Below are 22,764 nucleotides of genomic sequence, written 5' to 3' on the forward strand. Positions count from 1 at the left end.
TTTTTGATTATTTCGTATCTGTAAATAATTGCATAGTAAAACGGATATTTTCCCATGCCGCATATCTGCCGCGCAATTCCTCGATCGAAACTTCATATGGAATCAAAGCGCGATCATATCGAACGACCTTTCCGATCACATTGACGCATTCTGTATAGTTTGGCTGCTTGTGAATCCGGTATTCGATATGGATCGGCGACCCCATATTGTAGATCAAAGTAATCGGAAACGACAAGGAACGTGTACGAGTCAGCATCATTGTCCGAGTAGGATCTGTTTCATCTTCCACCGCGATAAGATCCTCTGTTTCATTCATTTTATCTTTTCGATTGCCCGCAAACTGCTGCTCTTTGACCCCGTGCTCGGCACTATGCACATCCAAGCTCATATCTCCGTGCATCTTTCCATCGCTTTGTATGCCAAGTACGATGTAGCGAATACAATCTCCTTGGGTAATCGTACTTTCCTGATACTGTTCTAAATGCAGCGTAAGCGCTTGTCCATGCTTGAGATCACTGAGATAAAGCATATCGTAATTCAGCTTTTTGATCTCTTTCAACATCTGCATCACATAGTTTACTTCGCATTCTTCAATCCGTATGAGATGATGGATCGATGGTTTTTGATCCTGAAAGTAGACTGCGATCATATCATACTGTTTCAAATTGATGTCATACCAGTCCGCTACAAGCATTCCCTCTTCTTTTAACGTATCATAATCATACTTCCCAACTACAAAGAACAGTTGATCTTGTAAAAGCGTGGAAAGGCTTTTTTGATGTTTTTGAAATAGATCATCACTGATGATGACAGGATCCTGCGGCTTTCGGTCTTCTAATTCTGTTATCGTTTCAATTACGGGAAGGACCATTTTTTCCTTCTCTTTTTCTTTTGTGCCCGAACAGGCGCAAAGCAGGCAACCGATCATGAAAACAAACATGATTTTTCTCATTATGCTCCCTCCCTCTTTTGATAGGATTCTTCTTAATTTTATTATATCATAAAATTAAACATTATCTCCGAAGATAGAAAATCAATATCGTTGAGTAGGAAGATCAAATATAAATTCGGCAGTATTTCTTAATGATCATTGGCAACATTAAACCGAAGTAACTAGCCCATTACCAATGAAGATCGTTTTAGATAAATCGCTTTCAGAAGAGCTCATGGATCCCGTTGCATCACAATTAAGAACATGCTATATTATAAGTGAAGAAAGATATTGTGATCATCACTTATAGAATTACAAATACAATAATAGGAAATTAGAAAAATCGTATATGAAAGAGAGGTACATTTATGAAATGGAGACTGTTATTCCTTTCTAAATTAGATGATCATTACTTAGAAACTTATCTAAATCATATGTTAGAGAAAGGCTATTGTCTGAAATTTGCATGTGAGCCGCTTTTCGCATTTGAAAAATCACAAAAAAAAACAGTACAACTATTATGTAACGCCAAGAAAGAATTTTGATGGTTTGGGTTATGAATCGGATATGAAATCAGAAGAACGCATATCTACATGGCGATTTCATATCGACCATAAAATTATTCCTTTTGAAGCTGCGTTTGCGAGCCACTATTTAGATGTTGCTTTGTTTCTGCTTGCTTCTTTGATCATATTCATATCAAGTTGTATTTATCTGTTCACAAACGGAGATATAAACGCTCTATCATATGTGTTCTCGGTATTAGGAATTATACTGTTTATATGGCAAGGTATTCTGTTATATAACAAAATCATTCATAAGAAACAAACAATTTACTTAGAAAAACTAGTATGGCTGCGTAATCTATTATATCTTTCTTTCTGCATCTGCCTGTTTATTTTGATGATCATGCATGGAATCATAGGGCAACGGATATTGATCGGAACAATCATTTCTTTGATCGTATTATTTTCAATTCGATTGCAGTTTGTAAAAGGAAAATTGACAACCTATCGTTTGTGGTTCAATCGAGGACTTTTCTGGGCAGTAGGCATTCTATTTGCACTTTATATTGTGCAACTGATCGAACATCCTGCAGTCAAAGAACATGCAGTTTGTTTAGATCATCCATATGTTATTACCCTATCTGATTTCGGAATACATGCTAAACGAACATCATGTGATCAAAATGAGGTTTCATTGCATTACAGTGAAAGCGATAATCTTTATACGGTATGGGATAACACCAAGTTAAAAAATGAAGAAAAAGAACAAATGATTCATACCGAAATCACGCAGTATGCCGATGAAACAGAAAGCAAAAAGGAATTTGACGATGCCTGTGCGATCTATCATAAAAGACTGAAACAGACAGAAGAAATCTTGGTAAACGGCGGCAGCGGTGTTTTATTCTATTCGCATGAAACTGAAATTGCGTTGATATTAAAAGATAATCAAGTATACTTTTATAAAACAGAATATCTGCAAGGCAATCAATCATTAAAAGAGCTATTAGAAGAGATGTTTCATTAGCCAAAGCGGGGTGGTTGAAAAAGAATGATTCTTTGGCGAAACAATGTTTGTAAATCAAAAATCAAAGTAATACACCGTTATAGAAATATATATTCAGTCATCTTTATGAATGATGATCATAAATGAAAACGCACAGTCACAAGCGACTGTACGTTTTTTCTTTATCTTATTATTTCGCTAAGATCAGTTTTGTCAGTTCCATCGGATCGACGATCTTACCGTCTTTATAAACACGCATATTGCCGGAAGCAATTTCATCGATCAAAATGACTTCATCATTGTTGTACCCGAATTCAAATTTGATGTCATACAGATCCAGTCCTTTTGCTTTCAGATCCTGCGCAACGATCTTTGTGATCTTTAATGTCTGTTCTTTCATGCTTTCAAACATGTCCGCACTCATAATGCCCAGTGCTACCAATCCTTCTTTGGTAATCAGCGGATCGCCTTTCGCATCATCTTTCAATGTTGCTTCCACATAACCGCCTTCTAACACCGTGCCATCTTTCATATAATCACCGTAGCGGCGAATGAAACTGCCGGTCGCGACCAAACGACAAATAACTTCCAAGCCCTTTCCAAACACTTTGGCAGGCAGCACTTCCATTGTCGCATGTTCGATGTCCGCACTCACATAATGGGTCTTGATACCGGCTTCTTTCAACAGTTCAAAGAAGTGGATAGAAGTTTCCAGATTGGCTTTTCCGATTCCTTCGATCGTTAACCCAACACTGTTTTCACCTGGATCGAAAACGCCGTCCTTGCCGGTGCAGTCATCTTTGAATTCCAGCATGACGTTTCCGTTTTCCAGCTCATACACATTCTTCGTTTTACCTTCATACACTTTTTTCATAAGTACCCTCCATTTTTACTTTTTTCAAAAGCACTTATATTCTATCACAAAATAAGGACGATACGATATTTTTTTTATATTTTTTTATGCAAGCGATCCCATGAAAAAAGCTTAACGCCACTGTACTTTCGCAGGATCATAGCGATCCTCGAAGCCCTTGCTTTCCATCCCTTCCCCCAGTGCGATCACCGCAATCGGCAACAGTTCCTTTGATAAAGCAAAATAATTGCTGAAAGCGTCAATACGTTCCTTTGAAGGAGCGATCGCACACCAGCAGGATCCCAGTCCCAAATGCGTCGCTTCCAACAAAATATTCATGATGGCCACAGACGCGTCGCAGTACAGATACGGATCGCTGTTCAAGGTGCGATCCCCCATTACGATGATGGCGGCGCCGGCACTTTTCATCATATTGGCATAAGGATGCAAAGAAGGAAGCACATCCAGATCTTCCCGCTTTTGTAATACCAGAAAGCGCCATGTCTGCTTGTTCATCGCCGTCGGTGCCTGCATCGCACTGCGCAACAGCACTTCCAATGTTTCCTGTTTCACTGCCTCTTTATTAAATTTACGGATGCTTCTTCGTTTTTCGATTTCTTTTAACATGATTCAAAATACATAGCGGAGCGAATGGCTTTTTCCCAACCCGCTAAACTCTCCTTTCTTTCTTCCTCGCTCATTTGCGGTACATAAGAAGCGCCCACCTTAAAGTTGGCACGAATCGCTTTCTTGTCCTTCCAATAGCCAACTGCCAAGCCGGCTAGATAAGCAGCGCCAAGCGCCGTCGTTTCACTGATGAAGGAACGCTCGACGACACAGTTTAAGATATCGCTTTGAAACTGCATGAGAAAACGATTGCGGCTTGCCCCGCCATCCACCTGTAAACGCTCAAGTGAAATACCGGAATCCCGCTGCATTGCCGCAACGACATCATAGGTCTGATAAGCCAGCGCTTCCAGCGTTGCCCGAATCAGATGTGCTTGCTTCGTGCCTCTGCTCATACCAAAGATCGCCCCCTTTACCTGTGGTTTCCAATAAGGAGCGCCTAAACCGCTGAACGCCGGCACGACATAGACACCTTCACTGCTTTTGATCGATGTCGCCTTGACTTCCGACTGTGCCGCATCGTCAATGATCTTTAAGCCATCACGCAGCCACTGCACCGCCGCACCTGCCACAAAGACACTGCCTTCCAATACGTAATCGACTTCCTCTTTGATCTTCCAGCCGACGCTGCTGATCAAGCCGTTTTGTGAATGAATGATCTGTTCTTTCGTATTCATTAACAGAAAACAGCCGGTTCCATACGTGTTTTTGATCATGCCTTTTTCAAAGCAGGTCTGCCCAAACAATGCGGCCTGCTGATCTCCTGCCACTGCGCCGATCGCAATCGGCTCACCGAATAAGGAAGGATCGCTGTATCCATAAACAGCAGAAGTATCGCAGATCTTCGGCAGCATCGCCCGAGGGATCTGCCAAAGTTTTAACAGTTCATCATCATAATCCAGTGTTTCCAAATTCATAAGCATCGTGCGCGACGCATTTGATACATCGCTGATATGGCACTTCCCGCCGGTTAATTTCCACACCAGAAAAGAATCGACCGTACCAAATAAGATCTTTCCTTCTTCCGCTTCCTTTTGCAAATGATGTTTATCCAATAGAAAGCGAATCTTGCTTGCGGAAAAGTAAGGGTCAAGGCGCAGACCGCTTTTTTTCTGGATCCATCCCTCCAGCCCCTGCTCTTTCAACTTTTGAACGTAATGATCGCTTTGTTTAGACTGCCAAACGATCGCATGATCGATCGGCAATCCACTTTGCTTTTCCCAAAGAATCGTCGTTTCACGCTGATTGGTAATACCGATTGCCGCAATATTGCCGGCTTTCAGATTCGCCTTGGCCAGCACCTCCGAAATCACACTGACCACGCTTGCCCACAGCTCATTGGCACTTTGCTCCACCCAGCCGGGATGAGGATAAAGCATCGTCAGTTCTTTCTGTGCAATGGCGATCAAATTGCTTTCCTGATCGAAGATGATCGCTCTGGTGCTGGTCGTTCCCTGATCGATTGCCAAAATGTATTTGTCCATAAACGTCTCCTTTACTCTTCCCGAATCACACCGTAATACAAAACAGCGCTGATATTCTCCTCGTTTTTAGAATAAGTCGTAACCGGCTCACATGCAAATGTGATCGTTTCCTTAACCGCACCATAGCTTAATTCCAATGAGATCTCATTCATCGCTTCTTCCCATTGTGCCTGCTGCATTTCTAAAAAACCATGACTGCCGAGCCGATACATAAATTCAATACAGTCATACTGATCCGCTGTTTTCTTGATCGGATAGTGCATCGTCTGAAACATGCGCTGGCTTTGATCGGCACTGTAATAACGTTCCTGCGCTTCATTTGGTTTTAGCTGCACCTGTAAGTCTTTGCCGTTCATCTCCATTAACGGCTTGATCAAGATCCGACATTCATAATATAATTCATTGTCTTCATTGACATAGCGATCAAACAAGACCAGCTTCGCTTCAAAATTTTCTCCTTCATAAAGCGTCAAGGAGGCGCTTTCCTCATAACGTGCCAACGTTACCTCATCATACTGCTCGCTAGTTAGATGATCCCCTGCCATGCTGCACCCGCAAAGAAGCACCAGCATCATGATTCCTATCACTTTTTTCATGCGCCACCTCCGATTCTGTTTTTCTTTATTATACCAAACTTTCAAGCAGAACACACGCATAATTGTAAGCGCATACGCATCGCTTCATCCTATGACATCACAAATGCCTCTCATTGAGAACATCCAGGAAGCAAAACCTTACTATCTTTTATAACACGAAAAAAAGACGATCACTCGTCCTTTAACAGTCGATACAATGTCGGAGACAGATGAAAACATTTCATCAGTGCTTCTGCCTCCTGCATCACTTTATCTCGATGCGTTTTGCTTAGATTGCTTTTTACCGCACGGATCAGTAAATTTTTCGGCGTATGTGTCAGATCCACAAACTCCAATACCTGCGTCTTATAGCCGCATGCCTGAAGCAGATTCGCTCTGATCATATCTGTCATCAAGGCTGCGCTGCGCTCCCGGATAATGCCATAGCGCTGAAAGATCGCTAACTGCTCGCTTTGCAACTGCGCGTTTAATTCATGCTGACAGCACGGTACAGAAAGGATTGCTTTGGCGTTCCAACAGATCGCATGATAAAGGGCATGATCGGTTGCCGTATCACACGCGTGTAAAGAAATGACCAGATCGATCGTGCCTTTGCGCTGATATTTGGCAATATCTCCCACCTCAAAATGCAGATGATCATAGCCATAGCGTTTGGCGCTCTCATTGCATTTCTCAATGACATCCGCTTTCAGATCTAAACCGACCATCTCCACCTTGCACTTTTTGACTTCAACCAGATAATAGTAAACCAAAAACGTCAGATAGGACTTTCCACAGCCAAAATCAATGATCTGATAGCTTGGCTGATCCAACTTGCGGATCACATCATCAATGATTTCGATGAATTTATTGATCTGACGAAATTTGTCATACATCGCATGGATCACTTTCCCCTCTGCACTAAAGATCCCCATATCGACTAGCGCCGGCACGATGGTGCCTTCTTCGATCAAATAATGCTTTTTACGATTGTTTTTCGCAATAAGCGGCAACGGCTTATCAAGATGGGCTTTCTTACGATAAAACACCTGCTTCTTTTTGCTGATCTTTAGCGCATGTTCACTGTTTGACGAAAATCCGTTCACCTGCCGAAACCCCATGTCCAGATAAGTCATGCAGACAGAAAGCAGATCCTTGGCGGCGATCGTTTCATGAAACGCCTGCTTCTGCGTCAGTTTTTCCGCCTGATAAGCGTTTTACCCCTGTGTGATGGTAATGCGGCGAAATCGTGTATCCGCATTCCCGTTTGAAAAAACGATCTTTTGACATTGGTCTAGGATCATGCTGTGCAAAGCTTCTTTTGCTTCCATTCTATCACCTGCTTTTATCGTCATTTTAGCGTAAATGTGTAAAAAAGAAAATACTTATGTGAAAAATGATCGCTGTTTCCTATAACGGCACATCTCTCATCAAGTCTGTATTCGCCTGTTTTTTTCTTCTTGCCTGCCGTAAAATAAAATACCCGCTTCTATCAAACGGGTAAAGAATAAGCAAACAGCCTATCGCTCGATCCAGCTTTCATCGTGCGGATCGCGTTTCCATGCCTTCAGTTTTTCCAGATCACTGTCCTTGATGTAATGGTGTTCCAAAGCGGCTTCCACCAGTACATCATAGTTGGAAAGGGTACGACATTCACAGTGAATGCTTGAAAACAATTCCTCTGCCGCCGGCAATAAATAAGTAAAGATCGCCACGACCCCCAGCACTTCCACACCGGCATCCCGCAAGGCTTCCACAACGCCTTTGACGCTGCCGCCGGTTGAAATCAGATCTTCGATCACGACGACCTTCATTCCCTCATGCACCTGTCCTTCGATCTTATTGCCTTTGCCATGATCTTTGTTGCTGGCACGTACATACCCCATCGGTTTATTCATGGCGGATGCTACCAGCGCTGCCCATGGAATTCCCGCTGTCGCCGTCCCCATGATGCTTTCTGCCTGCGGATAGGCTTTTTCGATCAATGCCTTGAAGCCCGCTACCACGACATCGCGTTTCTGCGGAAAAGACAATACGAAACGATTATCACAATAAATCGGGCTCTTGATGCCGCTTGCCCATACATATGGTTCATTGGGGCGCAGGGATACTGCTTTGATCTCCAATAAATTCTCTGCTATTACTTTTTCAAAATCCATCTTATTTACCCTCCATCGTATTCTCGATCTCATGATAAGTCGCAAGCGGATCGCTGCTCTTGGTAATCGAACGTCCGACCACGATATAATCACAGCCCTGCTCCTTCGCATAAGCCGGAGTCGCCACACGCTTTTGATCATCTACCGAATCACTGGCCATACGAATACCCGGCGTAACGGTCAGAAAGTCAGAGCCGCAGGCTTCATGGATCGCTTTTGCCTCATGCACGGAACAAACGACCCCGTCTAATCCGCTCTCTTTTACCAGCTTTGCATAGTCGATCACGACATCCTGTACTTCTCCGGGAATCTTCAACTCATTGTTCATCGCCTCTTTGCTGGTAGAGGTCAACTGGGTAACGGCGATACAAAGAGGACGTTTGCCGTTGTTTTCCTTAGCGCCTTCATTTAAGCCTTCCACCGCCGCTTTCATCATCGCACTGCCGCCGGCCGCATGCACATTGACAATATCGACATCCAGCTTTGCCAGATTCTTCATCGCCTGTTTGACCGTATTAGGAATATCATGCAGCTTCAGATCAAGGAAAATATGATGCCCCATCGCTTTCACTTCCCGCACGATCTCAAATCCAAACGAGTAAGTCAGCTCCATACCGATCTTGCAGTAGATCGGCTCATGAAACTTTAATAAAAATTCATATACTTCTTTACGCGTAGAAAAGTCTAATGCCACAATTGTTTTCTTATCCATTTCGATGACTCCTTCCGGTTGCCTGCGCAACGCTTTCCAATCCATATTTTGCTAATACTTTCGGCAGTTCCTCTATGATCTTTGGACAGATATAAGGATCCACAAAATTCATCATGCCGATTTCCACCGCACTGGCGCCCGCATATAAAAACTCCAGCACATCCTCCGCACAGCTGATGCCGCCAACCCCGATGATCGGGATCTTCACCGCCTGCGCCACTTGATACACCATGCGAATGGCAACCGGTTTGATCGCCGGTCCGCTCAATCCGCCGGTCTTATTAGCCAGGATCGGTTTGCCGCTATGTAAGTCTAAACGCATGCCCAACAGCGTATTGATCAGCACCAAGCCGTCGGCCCCCGCCTGCTCCACCGCCTTGGCTATTTCCACGATATCCGTAACATTCGGCGATAGCTTCACATAAACCGGTTTTTTCGCAGCGGCCTTTACCATTGCCGTTACCTTTGCCGCCAGCTCCGCTCTTGTTCCCAGTCCGATACCGCCATGCTTGACATTGGGACAGCTGATGTTTAATTCAAACGCTTTGACCGTTGGATGATCGTTTAATTTCTTTACGACTTCCACATAGTCTTCCTCACATGCGCCGGCAATATTCGCCATGATCTCAACATCATATTGCGCCAGCCACGGCAGTTCTTTTTCAATGATGACGTCCACCCCGGGATTTTGTAAACCGATCGCATTTAACATGCCCATCGGCGTTTCCGCTACCCGCGGCAGTTCATTCCCAAAGCGCTGATCCGGCGTTGCGCTTTTGATCGCGATCCCGCCTAATAAACTCAAATCATACAACTGCGCAAATTCACGGCCGAATCCAAAACAGCCGCTTGCCGGAATGATCGGGTTCTTCAAATGCAGCCCCGGCAAATTCACTGACAGATCGATCATGCAAATCCCACCTTTCCGATCGCAAATACCGGACCTTCCTTACAGATGCGATGATACAGCTTGCCATCTTCACGATCCTTGCATACACATGCCATACAGGCGCCGATCCCGCATGCCATGCGTGCTTCAAAAGAGGTATAACCTTTCTGATAACGTGCCTCTATGGCTTTTAACATTGCCATCGGACCGCAGCTGTAAACAAAATCCACATCGATCTTTGCTTTCTCGACCGCATCCAGCACCGTTCCTTTCGTACCATAACTGCCATCCATCGTCGCAACGACAACCTGGCAGCCGAGTTTCCTAAATTCCCGTTCAAAGAAAACACTGCCTTTGCGATCAAAGCCCAAAGCGACATAGACCGTCTTGCCCAATGCTCGATAACGCTTCGCAACCTCATATAAAGGCGGCACGCCAATGCCCCCTCCTAATAGCAGCACGTCCTTTTGTTCCTCATGAATCGGATAACCGTTCCCCAGCGGGCCAAACAGATCGATCATTTCTCCTTTTTTCATTTCGCTTAGTATTCTCGTACCATCGCCTACTATGCGATATACGATCACAAAAGTGTCTTCCTCAATCGATGCGATGCTGATCGGTCTTCTCAACAGATGTTCCTTTACCTTAATGTTCACAAACTGTCCAGGCGTCATCGCCTCGGTGATCGAAGCCTTGATCTTCATGCGGTAGGTCGCATCGGCAATCTGCTCATTGCTTATGATCAAGCCCATCGTTTCCTGCATGATATTCCTCCTTCCTCATAGAAAAAAAGGCCTTCTAAGCGGGCCTTTTGTCTAATCAGGTCAAAATATCCAAGCCTTCTTGATCTCTCTGGATCACGTTAAAGGTCCTCTTTTTCCACTGCTTATTGTATCACAATTCTTAAATATTACAACCTCTTTTTCAATTTCCGCTGCCGATCTCATTTACTAACCCAAAGCGATAGCCTTCCTCCTGCATTGCCTCGATAAAATCCGCGATTGCCAGATAATTGCCTTTATTAGAAGGATGCAGCAGATAGATCGCTCCATTATGATAGTGCTCCATCATCGAAGTCAGGGCTTCCTGCTTGCTGATCGTCGGTCCATAATCATAAAATGCATGGCTCCAGAAATAAGTGCGATAGCCGAGTGCCTGCATGATCTTCAAGGAACGCTCGCTCATCGCTCCTTTTGGGAAACGAAAGATCTTTTCCGCCTTTTTACCGGTTACCTGCATATAGGTCTTTTCAAATTCCGTGATCTCGCTTACAAAGCGATCGATCGTTTCTTCCTGTGCCAGCAGCGGCATATCATAGTGATGATACGTGTGATTGGCGATCAGATGTCCCTCATTCAGCAATTCCCTCATGAAGTCCGGATGATCGCGGACATAGTTCAGCGTGAAAAAGAAGGTTGCCTGCACATCATGGGCATTTAAGACATCCACGATCTCTTTGATATATGTTTCATTGTTTCCGCCTTCATCAAACGTCAGATAAATCACTTTCTCATCTTCACCGATGTAGTAAGCGTCATATTGGGCCAAAAAGTCGCGGTCTTTTGCGGCAGTATTGCGTTTATGATCCTCGCTTTTATGGATCCACCACTCTTCCATCGTATTATCATATTCATCGAACTGATAGTGCAGCTTCATGCGGGTCGGATCTTCGCACACTTCCACATAACGCATCGCACTGGCTTTGTTGCCGCTTTGATCTTCCACCACATAAGACAGCTTATAAGTACCGATCTTATCAGTATCGACCTCACCTTTGACCTTGACCTGATCGCTGATGTCTTTGTCATGATCATCCACGGCAAGATAGCCCGGCTCCTGCCACGTTTCATTTTCAAATATGCGGATCTCACTGTCGCCTTCTAAGGTGATGAGCGGCGCTTTTTCATCGACAACTTCTACTGTACGCACTTTACAGTGTTTGCCTTCATAGCAATAGCGAATCTCATAAGTGCCGAAGCGATCGACATTGAGCGTCGTGTTGACATCAACTGCTTCGGGATGATCTTGGAAGCGAAACTGCGCTTCATAGCCGGGTTCTTTCCAAGCTTCATGGATCTGCCATTTCATCGTTTCATCGCCTTTTAAGGAAATCATCGGCCAAAAGATGCCGCTGAAAAAGATCAGTTTGACAAGGCCGAGCACGATCAGCGCAATGATCGAAGCGGCAATGCTGTAAACGATGATCTTGCATTTTTTGCTCATGCTTTCACACTCCGCTATACTATATGACGATCGCTTCTTCGATATGTCAGTTAAAATAACGTGTTAAGAAAAAAGCATTACTGATCTTCCTTTTCTATTTTTTTACAGTACCAGCAGACATGCGCAAGCATGCACAGCACGGATATGCCGGCGACGATTTCCAATGCTTCGGTATCAAGTGCCTCCAAGCCAAACAAAACTGCGTTTAAGAGCAGGATTACATCATCGACAATAATATTCTTTTCTCTTTCTTTTCGTATTTTCCTCTTTTCTCTTTTCAGATCGTTCCTGAAGCGGCGCGAATGTTTCAATGATCTTCTGTGCACAGCGAACTCCGTCGATCGCACTGGATATGATCCCGCCCGCATAGCCTGCGCCTTCCCCACATGGGTATAAATTCGGATAAGAAAGGCTTTGATGATTTTGATCGCGTAAGATGCGGATCGGAGAACTGCTGCGGCTTTCCACCGCGCATAGCAATGCGTCTTCTGATACGAAACCGGGAATTTTCCGTTCAAATGCCAATAGTCCCTCTTTTAACGATTGATTGATGACATCGGAAAACAGCTCTTTTAACGGCGCAAAACAAGTGCCGCGGGCATAGGTCGGCCTTACTTTTCCAAAAGCGGTCGAAGGACAATCTGCCAAATAATCTTTTGCCAGCTGCACCGGCGCATGAAAATGACCGCCGCCTAACTGATAGGCTTTCTTTTCCAATTCTTCCTGATAATGCATGCCGGCAAATACACCGCTGCCATAATCGCTCTCATTCACCTGCACCAGCACTGCACTGTTGGCATTGGCGCCATCTCGCGCATATTCACTCATGCCATTGACTACCACTTGTTTTTCATTTGAGGCAGCCGGCACGACATAACCGCCCGGACACATACAAAAGGTATAAACGCCCTTTCCGGTAGACGCCTGATGGGTCAGGCGATAACTCGCCCGGCCCAGCGCCGGATCATGTGCAAATTCATGATACTGGCTTTCATCGATCAGCGACTGGGGATGTTCAATGCGCATGCCGACTGCGAACGGCTTGGCTTCTAATGCCACATCTCGCTTCTTTAACATTTGAAAAGTATCGCGCGCACTATGACCGATCGCCATGATGACTTGATCACAGCAAATCCACTCCTCATTCACACAAAGCGCCGACACACGACCATTCTGTGTTCTCATATCGCTTACTTTCGCCCCAAAGCGCACTTCACCGCCATGTGCGATGATGTCCTCGCGGATGGCCTTTACGATTCCCTTTAACCGGTCTGTACCGATGTGGGGATGCGCATCATACAGGATCGACTGCGGCGCGCCGTGTGCGATCAGTTCCAACAATACATGCGCCATGCGTGCATCTTTGCTGCGGGCAGTCAATTTCCCATCGGAAAACGTACCGGCACCGCCTTCCCCAAACTGCACATTGCTGTTTTCATCTAGTTCCCCGCTCTCCCAAAAACGCTTGACCTGTTCACTTCTTGTATCTACGTCCATTCCTCGTTCCAAGATCAAAGGACAATAGCCATGCTTTGCCAAAAGCAGGCCCGCAAACATTCCCGCCGGACCAAAGCCGATGATGATCGGTCTGTTTCGCAATTTCGCATCACCGCTTGTCATGGAGAGCAGCTGCGGCGCTTCTTCAAAAGAAACGCCCTTGCGATTTTTTCTCAATGCTTTGGCATCCTCACAGGTAACCAAAATCTGATAGTGAAACCAAATTTCATGTCTGCGCCGTGCATCAATGCTTTTTTTAGTAATGATCAAATCATTAAGCGCTGTACGTTTTACACCCAATCGCTTCGCAACCGCTTGATACAGCGCCTCCTGCTCGTTTGACACTTCCTCTAAACGCAGTTTTAATTCACTTATTTTTACCATCATATCACCGCCTTTGTTTGATGAGATCCTTTCAGCGTTGTTTTGATCGAATAGGATCGATATTTTTTAATTGCCGTCATGTGCAAATGAAACCTGATCACTGTTCATTTCCTCTTTATCTGCGCAGTCATTACGTTTTTATATTCAGCTCTTTCATAATGTCATGATCATAACCCAATTCTCATACATCGCCCACTTATTTTAACATACTCTATCTTCGATTGACCAAATTTTTTTAATTTCATTAGCAGAAGTCCTGCGTATGCGATTTCCCTTCTAAATGAAAAAGAGCGGCGAAGTATTTGCCGGCTCCTATTCTTCATAAAACACTTGCTTCCCATCTATTAAGATCTTTTGTCATTTCTAGTAGTTCTGATTGTAGATCGGCTTTACCAGCTCTTGATTGCGGTATATGATCCAAGTACAGGAAAAAATTTCGATCGCCGCAAACAGCATTAAACAAAAACGATAATCCAGTATTTCACCGAGCGCGCCGGCAGTAAAGCGACAAAACATGGATACCAGTGAATAAGCGACATGAAAGAACGCATTGAGTTTTGCTCGGTTTTCATCCGGCATATAGTTTTGTACGCTGCTTTCTCTTAAGGTGGCGGAATTGATGCCCAAAAAGCCGCAGATACTGCGATTAAGCAGCATCAGCGGATAAGCAAGCCACAATAGCAGCGCGTCCATCAGCGGATAAACATAGTAAACGATACAGGCAAAGCGGAACCGTTTCTTTGCGGGAATTTCATAGCGGTAATGCACGATTCCGCCGATCGATCTCCCTAAAAATTCCGCTATGGTAAACAGTGAATACAGCGTAATGCCAAGTCCCGGCGTCGTTTGAAAATAGGCGATGATCAAACTGCTGCTGCCTTCGCTCAGCCCCTGCATGATCGGCATATACGCATAAATTTTCTGCAAGCCCTTTTCTTTTTTCAAAAACTGCCAGCCTGCGCGAAACTGCTCCCGGTACGCCTGCAAATCAAATCGGCCGCTACCATGCTGCGTTTCCCGATAGTCGATCATCGCTTCAAATAACGATGCCACTAACAGCATGATCCCTTCAAACACCATGATAAATTCAATCCCCATCTGGGTATAAAGATAACTGGCAAGCGGTGTGATCACGACATTGACAGTCGGATAGATCATGGAAGACACCGTATAGCCTTTCTGCGCAAACCCTTTCGGAATCAGATTCGGATAATAGCTCGTATATGCCTGCTGATAAATGGTACCGATCGTCGCCGTTGTCAAAGAAAAAGCCAGATATACGCCAAACACAAAACCGATCTTGGAAATGAGGAAAGCAAAACCTAAATAAAGCAGACCGTTCAAAAAATCCAGTCCGACGATAAACGGCTTGCGTTTATAGCGATCCAAATACGGAGCGATAACGATCGGCAAAACGACTGTTGGAATCAGCGAGAGCGCTGAGTAGATTCCCATCAGCAAAGTAGAGCCGCTGTTGTCAAACACGACAAAGGACAAAGCAAAATTCATCGCAACCCCGCCGATCGAAGAAATGATCGTACCGATGGTAATGATCGTAAAGTTTTTTGTCCATAACCCTTTTTTCATGTTCACACCTCCCGCTTTCAGTATAGCACAGCGAATAAAGCGAAAAAAAGATACTGTTTTAGAGATAATTATTACTCAAAACAGTATCTTAGCACTAATTTTCTAAGAAATATAGGAAAATTTCTTCAACAGCGAATAGGCTTCCTTGTATTTGCGCTGGGCCTCCAGCACCTCTAACACATATTGCAGATGAAAGATGACATAGCCTTTTGGACGCTGCTTTTGCAGCTGGGCGAACAGCTCCAGTAACTGCTCGATATAAAGCGGATCGCTTTTATAGTCGGGATGCGTCAAACGATAGTGTACCACTTCCAGCATCTGCCGATCGATCCAGATATCGCCGATCGATTCCAGTCCTTGTTCGACTGCACCCTTGGCTTCTTCCAAGCGCCCCAGCTTTTCCATAATACAGGCATATTTATGGTAATAAAAGCCATCGCGATGCCCGCACTTTTCCAAATGGCGCAGCGCTTCCTCGGCTTGTCCCTGTTCCAGATAATAAGCGGCGATATTATAGTATGCCATATCGACATAGTGCGCCATTGACAGCTGATTCGCCAAAGCGATGCATTGACGAAAGCTTTCCAGCATCATGCTTTCCTCTAAGTTGGTATAAGCCATTGCCAGATGATACTTTGCTTTCAAAGCCAAATGCAGTTTACATTCCTGTAATGCCAGCGCATAAGCATGATCCAGCTGTGCCAAGCTTTTGACATAATAGCCTTTTTCAGCCAGCCATGCGCCATAGAAGAAAAAAAGCAGGGCATTCGGATACAGTTTCATCGCTTTGCGAAAACAGGACTCCTCCTGCTTCTGCCAACCGCTTAAGCAAAGATAAAGCGCATACTGTTCCACTTCCATATCATTGCAAAAATCTTTTAATTCCTCTAAACCCGCTTCATCAAGTTTATCATGATCAAGAACGACCACGTTTTCATATAACAAAAACAACCGATAGTCAATCGCATAACAAGATGCAAGCAAACGCTTTTCAGCCTGCTTCATCCATTCCAGTTCTTTTACAAACAGATCTTCATTCAGATCATATAAGGCTTCATAAAGCAAGTCCTTTTTTGCTTTTGCCTGTTTGAGAAACACCTCATCTGTTTCATAGGACAATCCCAGCCGTTCAAACAGCAGCTTGATGATTTCCTTTGATGCTTCTGTCTGTCCTAATTCGATCTTCGATAAATATGATACCGCACAGATTCCCCGGCATAATCCGCTTTGTGAATAATGGCGGCGGATCCGTTCACGGCGGATGAGTGCACCGATCAATTCTTTCATTGCCAGTCCTCTACTTTACATAGATCCGCGGCAATCTGGCGGAAAACAGACAAAGCGTTGCATTGTTGATCGTTTTCAGATGATGGCTCATCTCATCTAAGGAAAGTGCGCGATCACCGTCTTTTCCTACCAAAGTGACCACATCGCCTTCTTTTACATCAGGAATGTGCGTCACATCGATCATACACTGATCCATGCAGATATTGCCGACCACCGGGGCATATTCGCCATGAATCAGCACCCGGGCAAGTCCATTGAGATTGCGGGAATAGCCGTCCGCATAGCCGATGGACACCGTTGCGATCCTGCTTGGCTTATCCGTTTCAAAATTACGTCCATAGCTGATGCTGGCATGTGCCGGCACCTCTTTGACCCGGCTCACATTGGCCTTTAGCTCCAATACCGGCCATAAGTCGATCTGTTGGCGCATCGGCATATTTTCATCGCTGCTCACGCCACATAAAATAATGCCCGGTCTGGCAAAGTCGTAGCATAGCTGCGGATAATTGATGATGCCTAAGCTGTTTTGCAGATGCAGATAGCCGGGATCGATCCCTGCATTGCGCAAGTCCTGCTCCACCTGTTCAAACTGTTTGATCTGCTGATTCGTATAAAGGATCTGTTTTTCATCTTCCACCTCATCCGATACCGAAAAATGCGAAAACATCCCTTCCACCTTCAAATTGGTCAACTGATATATCTTGATCAGTTCTTCAATGTGATAGTCATTTTCCACACAGCGCACACCGACTCTGCCCATGCCTGTATCCGCTTTGGCATTGCATCGTACATACGCATTTTGGGTTTTCGCATAAGCGTCTAATTCCACTGCATATTCATAAGAAAGCAGTGTTTGGATCAGATCATATTCGATCAGATAATGAAAATGCACCGGCGGGGTATAGCCTAAGATCAAGATATCGTCATAAATACCGTTTTCCCTCAGCTGTAATGCTTCATCTATGCTGGAAACCGCAAAAAAATCAATTCCCATCTTCTGAAACTCTTTTACACAGCGCACTGCTCCCAAGCCATACATATTCGCTTTTACGACCACGATCAGATTGGTCTTTTCCGGCAACAATCGCCGTACCTCTTCCACATTGTGGCGAAGTGCGTCCAAGTGAACGAGCACCCATGCCCGAGAAGTATCTTCCAGCATCTTCATCACGATCCTTTCCACTCTTATTTTTCCATTGCGTAAGCAATCAGACGATTTAATAAATCCGTAAAACTGATACCGATGTCTTTCATCATCGACGGATAGCGGCTGGTAGCCGTAAATCCGGGTATCGTATTCGCTTCATTCAAAATGATCTGCTCATCCTTTGTTACAAACAGATCGATACGGGTAAGACCGCGGCAGTTTAATGCCCGATATGTCGCCAAAGCCAACTGTTTTGCCTGTTCGCTTAGCTCTTTGCTGATGCGGGCCGGACAATAAATTGCCGAATCCACCATATTGTATTTACCTTCGTAGTCGAAAAACGGCGCGCTTGTTTCAATTTCATCGACGCTTCCGATGATCAAGTCGTCCGGATCATTGCCCATGACCGCCGTACCGATCTCAAAACCTTCAATGGTCTTTTCCAAAATGACTTTCCCGCGTCCATCATGCTTCATCGCATCTTCCATGCCGCTCACAAATTCCGCAAAGGTGCTCGCCTTATGAATACCGAAGCTGCTGCCGGCATTGGCCGGCTTCATAAAGATCGGCAGTCCCAGCTTTTCTTTTGCTTCTTCATATACCTTTTTTAGATCGAGGGCGCTGCTTTTTCGCACGCACAGATAAGGAGCGCAGGGAATCCCGTTCGCTTCCGCAATGATGTGCGTCATCTCTTTATCCATGATCAGAGCGCTTGCCATATGGCCGCATCCCACGTAAGGGATCCCGCTTAATTCAAACAGTCCCTGGATCGTGCCGTCCTCTCCGTTTTTACCATGAAGCACTGGGAAAATACAGTCTACCTGTACCCGCTCGAGCGTGCCGTCCGCTAACACTTTCAAAAAGCCATCGCCCGCAGAAGGCGACAAGATCATCTCACATACACTTTCATGCTCCTGCCAGCGATCATGCTCGATCGCTTCGACATCACCGCCGTAATAGTACCATTTCCCGGTTTGGGTAATACCGACATAAAGCGGTTCATAGCGCTCCATATCCAGATTATGGATCAATGAACCGACCGAGTGCAGCGAAACCGGATATTCGCTGGACTGCCCGCCGAAAATAATTGCCAATTTTAATTTTTTCACACTACTTACTTCCTTTCAATGCTTCTACCACTTCATCTAAATGCATGCCTCTTGACCCTTTGATCAGCATCGCACACGTTTTTTTCAAATAAGGCTTCAAATATTCGATCAGTTCCGCATGCGTCGTAAAATGAAAGCATGGGCAGGACAAGGCATTGCTTGCCCCCTGACAAAGAAATGCGCTTAATTCGCCATATGTCAGCACCTCATCGACCGCATGCTTTGCCAGTTCTTTGCCACAGTGATAATGGATCATGATCTCCTCTTCGCCAAGATCTAACATATCGCCTAACACGACGATCTTATAAGGCGCCTGTATCGTATCAAAAGTATCCAGCGCCGCTTCCACGCTTTGCGGATTGGATTTATAAGAATCATTCAATACGAGCATTTCCCCGATCTGCATCACCTCATTGCGCAGACCGGTTTTTTCTACGTGGTTTAATCCACGCTGGATTGCTTCATCACACATGCCCAAAGCAAATCCCGCTAACATCGCCGCCGCCGCATTGCAGGCATTGTGTGCCCCGATCATGTCCAGTTCATAGCGCTGTGCTTCCTGATTGATGCTGAAGGAAATATGATCCATAGATGTCGCCAACGCCGTGATCTGTAAATCATTTCCCGGCTGGATCCCAAAGGTTGCCAGCTCGATGTCATCCCGTTCCAGCCTTGCCACCGCATCCCGCAGCACCTTTTGATCGCCGTTATAGATCAACAGCCCTTTTGGCTTCATCGCCTTTACGATCTTGCACTTGGCAATGGCGATATTTTCCTTTGATCCCATATTGACCAAATGCGCTTCACCGATATTGGTGATGATCGCAATATCCGGCTGTACCATTTCACTCAGCAGATCCATTTCATCCATCGTTTCGATGCCCATCTCCACGACGGCTGCCTGCGCATCGTCCGCTAAGGCAAGCAAAGTGAGCGGTACGCCGATCTCATTATTTTGATTGCCCAGCGTTTTATAGGTGCGATAGGTTTGTGAAAGGATCGATGCCGCAATATCCTTCGTGCTCGTTTTCCCATTGCTGCCGGTAATACCGATGATGCGGCATGACAACTGCTCGCGATACGCCTTTGCCAAACGCTGCAATGCGTCTAACGTATCATCGACGATGAGTACCGGAATATCAGCGGGCGGATTGGGTACATCTCGTTTCCAAAGCGTTGCTGCCACACCCCCTTGAATCGCCTCTTTGACAAACGCATGACCATCTGCCCTGGCCCCGATGAGCGGCACATACAGATTTCCCGCAACTGCTTTACGGCTGTCGATGCAGACCCCCTTGATCTGTACATTCATATTCCCCTGTTCTATATAGTCCGCATCCAACATGCGAATGATCGCTTCTAAGCTTCTTGTAATCATTGTTTCATCCTTTCCGATATTTCGGGCATCAGAAAACCCAACTGTCTGCTTTATTATAGCATATTTTCCCCGCATACAAATCAAGAATCGAAAGAACCGTATGATTTTATATGATCACCGCAAAAAAGCATTGCCTTTTTTCCTTTGCTTTGCTATGGTATTGTCATGAAAAACAAATACTATTACCCGAGCGAAGAACTGCTTGCTGCTTTTTCGACGATACAGGATTTCTTCGACGCTTACATCCCATCCAAAAAATACCAGCATCTTTTGATCCAAAATAAATGGATCTTATTAGATGGAAAACCGGTGAATCGAAGAACGCCGTTAAAAGGCAGGCTTTCCTTGCGCTTATATGCAGACAGCGCGGTGATCAAGCCGCTTTCACATACAGAACCTTTGATCCAAGATGATTTTGTTCTTTATGAGGACGCCTTTTTATTGGCTGTTTATAAACAAAGCGAGCTGTTGGTGCATGATGACGGGAACGCCGCGATCACTTTATGTGATCTGGTCGCGCGCTATTTTTACGACACTGGCCAGGCATGTGCCATTCATCCGCTGCATCGCCTGGATTATGATACCAGCGGCATCGTTTTATTTTGTAAAAGTGAAATCTTGCAGCCGCTTTTTGATCAGATGATGTCTGCTAAAGCAATCAAGCGGGAGTATCTGGCAGTCGTGGAAGGATATTGGAAATGCCGATCATTTATCGTGGAGAAAGCAATCGCAAAAGATCGCCACAGCAAGAAAAGACGTGTTTCCAAACAGGGGCAATATGCCAAAACGACCTTTACCACGCTTTACTGCGATCCTAATAAACAATACAGCGTCATGCGCTGTCAATTAGCGAGTGGCAGAACACATCAGATCAGAGTGCACTGTGCCGATCAAAGACATGCGCTGTTAGGTGATCCGCTTTATGGAAAAGCGTCCAAGCGTATTGCCAGGACCGCTCTGCATGCGGATTGCTTATCCTTCTATCACCCTTTTTTACAAAAGCAGATCATCATTCATGCGGCGCTTCCCGATGATCTTGCACAATTTCTGCCAAAAGAAATGCGGAGACCACGCTGACCGTGATCACCCGCATTTTATTTTTTCCCTTTTTTCACGTAATAGACAAAACCGCCCAGCGCAAGCAAGAGCACGCCCGCGACACCCGCAGTGCCATAGCACCAAAGCATCGCCTGATCACCGCGCGTCTGTTCTTCGCTTAACTGCTCCTGCGTCGCCACATTTCCATTATATAACTGCAATGTCTGCTCGCTTGCTTCATACTGATAGAAAGCGGCATTGCCTTTGCCATCCATCAAATAGAGCACATAATAGTTTTCTAAAGCCTGGTTTTCGTATTTCCATCCATAGAAAGACATTTCTTCAAGCGTAAAACGCTGATAAGTCAAGCCGCTTTGCTTTTGCAGTTTCTTCGGCACATCGATCATGACGAAATTTCTTCCGCCCAACTGAATCGGACGATAGAGGGAAGTAACGCCTTCCTTTTCATCATATAAATAGAAATCCTTATGATTATCGTCATCCACTAAATATACCAATGTCTGCTTCGGTTCTTCACGTTCCCATGCCGATACGCTTTCCCCATTCACGCTGATGGTCTTGGCCGTAAAACCGGAAGGAATGCTCACATCGTCCACATTGCGTACAAAGCCCAGCTTCTTTCCTTGGTATTTGACAAAGACCAGCGGCTTTTCATCTACATGCACAATGATGCGATACGTTTTTGTCGTCTGATTTTCCGCGGTACAGATGATTTCCAATACATTGTCGCCTGCTTTTAGTGCCTTTTTGCCAATCCCACTGACGCTCGCTTTGGCATCGGCAGCCTGTGCATCCACTTCGATTTCGGTCGCATCGCTTGGCAGCGATATTTTATATTCCGTTACCTCCGGGGAAAATGCCGGCTGCAGCGTACCTTTGGAAACGCCCAAAGAAGCCAGAGCGTTATTGGTGCTGCGATGATCCGTTTCTGCCGGCTTCTGCGTATTACCGGAAGGCCTGCTTCCTGTGGTATTGTTATTTGGCGAAGTGATCGCAACACTGACAGAACGGCTTTCATTGACTTCCTCCGGGGTTGTCGATGAAGTCGCCGCATCGATCGGACTGACCGTTACCCTCGTCGTTCCCGCACTGCCGGCAGTTACCTGAAACGAACAGCCCCCGCTCATGCCGCACATCGTCGAAGCAGGAGCGCTGCCATTCTCCGTAGTGATCTGAAATAAACCTCTGGCGCCGCTGATCGTTACCGTAAATGTCCCATTAGGCGCGACACTGCCGCTGCTGGCAGACAAGCCAAAACCGACTGCCCATGCCGATACACGCATCAAAAGGCCAAATATTGCCGTGACCGCAATCACTGTTACTCTTTTTCTGTTTTTCATCATTCTGCTCC

Annotated in this window: 21 protein-coding genes; 3 read left to right on the forward strand and 18 right to left on the reverse strand. The window is 45.3% G+C overall.

The genetic code is table 11. The annotated features are described in order from the left end of the window. Positions 1-7: 7 nt before the first annotated feature. Complete coding sequence (locus tag C1712_RS04275; RefSeq protein WP_102267124.1) at positions 8-952, reverse strand: hypothetical protein; 945 nt, start codon at positions 950-952, stop codon at positions 8-10. 347 nt (positions 953-1,299) lie between these two features. Between C1712_RS04275 and C1712_RS12630 the strand changes: the two genes are divergently transcribed. Together C1712_RS12630 and C1712_RS04280 are read left to right on the forward strand one after the other, a co-directional pair. Continuing rightward, on the forward strand, positions 1,300-1,476 hold the full coding sequence (locus tag C1712_RS12630) for a hypothetical protein (protein ID WP_180963070.1): 177 nt from the start codon (positions 1,300-1,302) through the stop codon (positions 1,474-1,476). A gap of 4 nt (positions 1,477-1,480) precedes the next feature. Beyond that, positions 1,481-2,464: a hypothetical protein gene (locus C1712_RS04280; RefSeq protein WP_180963071.1), complete on the forward strand. Its 984-nt coding sequence runs from the start codon at positions 1,481-1,483 to the stop codon at positions 2,462-2,464. A gap of 169 nt (positions 2,465-2,633) precedes the next feature. Here C1712_RS04280 and C1712_RS04285 read toward each other — a convergent pair whose 3' ends face one another. The 16 genes from C1712_RS04285 to C1712_RS04360 form a co-directional block, all read right to left on the reverse strand. Next, entirely contained in the window at positions 2,634-3,317 is a 684-nt protein-coding gene (locus C1712_RS04285; protein WP_102267127.1) for a phosphoribosylaminoimidazolesuccinocarboxamide synthase, read from the reverse strand. 111 nt (positions 3,318-3,428) lie between these two features. After that, positions 3,429-3,923, reverse strand: coding sequence for a nitroreductase family protein (locus tag C1712_RS04290; protein WP_102267129.1), 495 nt, complete (start codon positions 3,921-3,923; stop codon positions 3,429-3,431). Next, positions 3,917-5,407, reverse strand: coding sequence for a glycerol kinase GlpK (gene glpK / locus C1712_RS04295; protein ID WP_102267131.1), 1,491 nt, complete (start codon positions 5,405-5,407; stop codon positions 3,917-3,919). Before glpK ends, C1712_RS04290 begins: the two co-directional genes overlap by 7 nt. A gap of 11 nt (positions 5,408-5,418) precedes the next feature. Beyond that, positions 5,419-6,003, reverse strand: coding sequence for a hypothetical protein (locus C1712_RS04300; protein WP_102267133.1), 585 nt, complete (start codon positions 6,001-6,003; stop codon positions 5,419-5,421). A 170-nt stretch (positions 6,004-6,173) separates the two neighbouring features. Next, positions 6,174-7,118, reverse strand: a complete 945-nt coding sequence (locus C1712_RS04305; RefSeq protein ID WP_219718836.1) for a methyltransferase — start codon at positions 7,116-7,118, stop codon at positions 6,174-6,176. Between the two features lie 384 nt (positions 7,119-7,502). Then, positions 7,503-8,141: an orotate phosphoribosyltransferase gene (pyrE, locus tag C1712_RS04310; RefSeq protein ID WP_102267134.1), complete on the reverse strand. Its 639-nt coding sequence runs from the start codon at positions 8,139-8,141 to the stop codon at positions 7,503-7,505. Position 8,142: 1 nt separating this feature from the next. Further along, the gene (gene pyrF / locus C1712_RS04315; RefSeq protein ID WP_102267136.1) at positions 8,143-8,853 is read right to left on the reverse strand and encodes an orotidine-5'-phosphate decarboxylase; all 711 of its coding nucleotides are present in this window, start codon (positions 8,851-8,853) and stop codon (positions 8,143-8,145) included. Further along, positions 8,846-9,760, reverse strand: coding sequence for a dihydroorotate dehydrogenase (locus C1712_RS04320; RefSeq protein ID WP_102269740.1), 915 nt, complete (start codon positions 9,758-9,760; stop codon positions 8,846-8,848). Before C1712_RS04320 ends, pyrF begins: the two co-directional genes overlap by 8 nt. Next, positions 9,760-10,506, reverse strand: a complete 747-nt coding sequence (locus C1712_RS04325) for a dihydroorotate dehydrogenase electron transfer subunit (RefSeq protein ID WP_102267138.1) — start codon at positions 10,504-10,506, stop codon at positions 9,760-9,762. Before C1712_RS04325 ends, C1712_RS04320 begins: the two co-directional genes overlap by 1 nt. 160 nt (positions 10,507-10,666) lie before the next feature. Further along, complete coding sequence (locus tag C1712_RS04330) at positions 10,667-11,965, reverse strand: immunoglobulin-like domain-containing protein (RefSeq protein ID WP_102267140.1); 1,299 nt, start codon at positions 11,963-11,965, stop codon at positions 10,667-10,669. A 222-nt stretch (positions 11,966-12,187) separates the two neighbouring features. Then, entirely contained in the window at positions 12,188-13,846 is a 1,659-nt protein-coding gene (locus C1712_RS04335; protein WP_245858055.1) for an NAD(P)/FAD-dependent oxidoreductase, read from the reverse strand. 363 nt (positions 13,847-14,209) lie between these two features. Further along, a complete protein-coding gene (locus C1712_RS04340) occupies positions 14,210-15,433 on the reverse strand; it encodes an MFS transporter (RefSeq protein WP_102267142.1) in 1,224 nt (407 codons plus the stop codon). A 102-nt stretch (positions 15,434-15,535) separates the two neighbouring features. Continuing rightward, on the reverse strand, positions 15,536-16,720 hold the full coding sequence (locus C1712_RS04345; protein WP_102267144.1) for a helix-turn-helix domain-containing protein: 1,185 nt from the start codon (positions 16,718-16,720) through the stop codon (positions 15,536-15,538). 10 nt (positions 16,721-16,730) lie between these two features. Continuing rightward, positions 16,731-17,888, reverse strand: coding sequence for an alanine racemase (gene alr / locus C1712_RS04350; RefSeq protein WP_245858056.1), 1,158 nt, complete (start codon positions 17,886-17,888; stop codon positions 16,731-16,733). Between the two features lie 17 nt (positions 17,889-17,905). Next, positions 17,906-18,976: a D-alanine--D-alanine ligase family protein gene (locus C1712_RS04355; RefSeq protein ID WP_102267146.1), complete on the reverse strand. Its 1,071-nt coding sequence runs from the start codon at positions 18,974-18,976 to the stop codon at positions 17,906-17,908. Between the two features lies 1 nt (position 18,977). Continuing rightward, on the reverse strand, positions 18,978-20,354 hold the full coding sequence (locus C1712_RS04360) for a UDP-N-acetylmuramoyl-tripeptide--D-alanyl-D-alanine ligase (RefSeq protein ID WP_102267148.1): 1,377 nt from the start codon (positions 20,352-20,354) through the stop codon (positions 18,978-18,980). Between the two features lie 165 nt (positions 20,355-20,519). Between C1712_RS04360 and C1712_RS04365 the strand changes: the two genes are divergently transcribed. Then, the gene (locus C1712_RS04365; protein WP_102267150.1) at positions 20,520-21,431 is read left to right on the forward strand and encodes an RluA family pseudouridine synthase; all 912 of its coding nucleotides are present in this window, start codon (positions 20,520-20,522) and stop codon (positions 21,429-21,431) included. Positions 21,432-21,448: 17 nt separating this feature from the next. On the opposite strand, the gene C1712_RS04370 is transcribed toward C1712_RS04365, so the two are convergent. Continuing rightward, positions 21,449-22,753, reverse strand: a complete 1,305-nt coding sequence (locus C1712_RS04370) for a cadherin-like beta sandwich domain-containing protein (protein ID WP_180963073.1) — start codon at positions 22,751-22,753, stop codon at positions 21,449-21,451. Positions 22,754-22,764: the final 11 nt, after the last annotated feature.

It is taken from the genome of Massilicoli timonensis (assembly GCF_900199515.1).
GTDB classification, from domain to species: Bacteria; Bacillota_I; Bacilli_A; order Erysipelotrichales; family Erysipelotrichaceae; genus Massilicoli; species Massilicoli timonensis.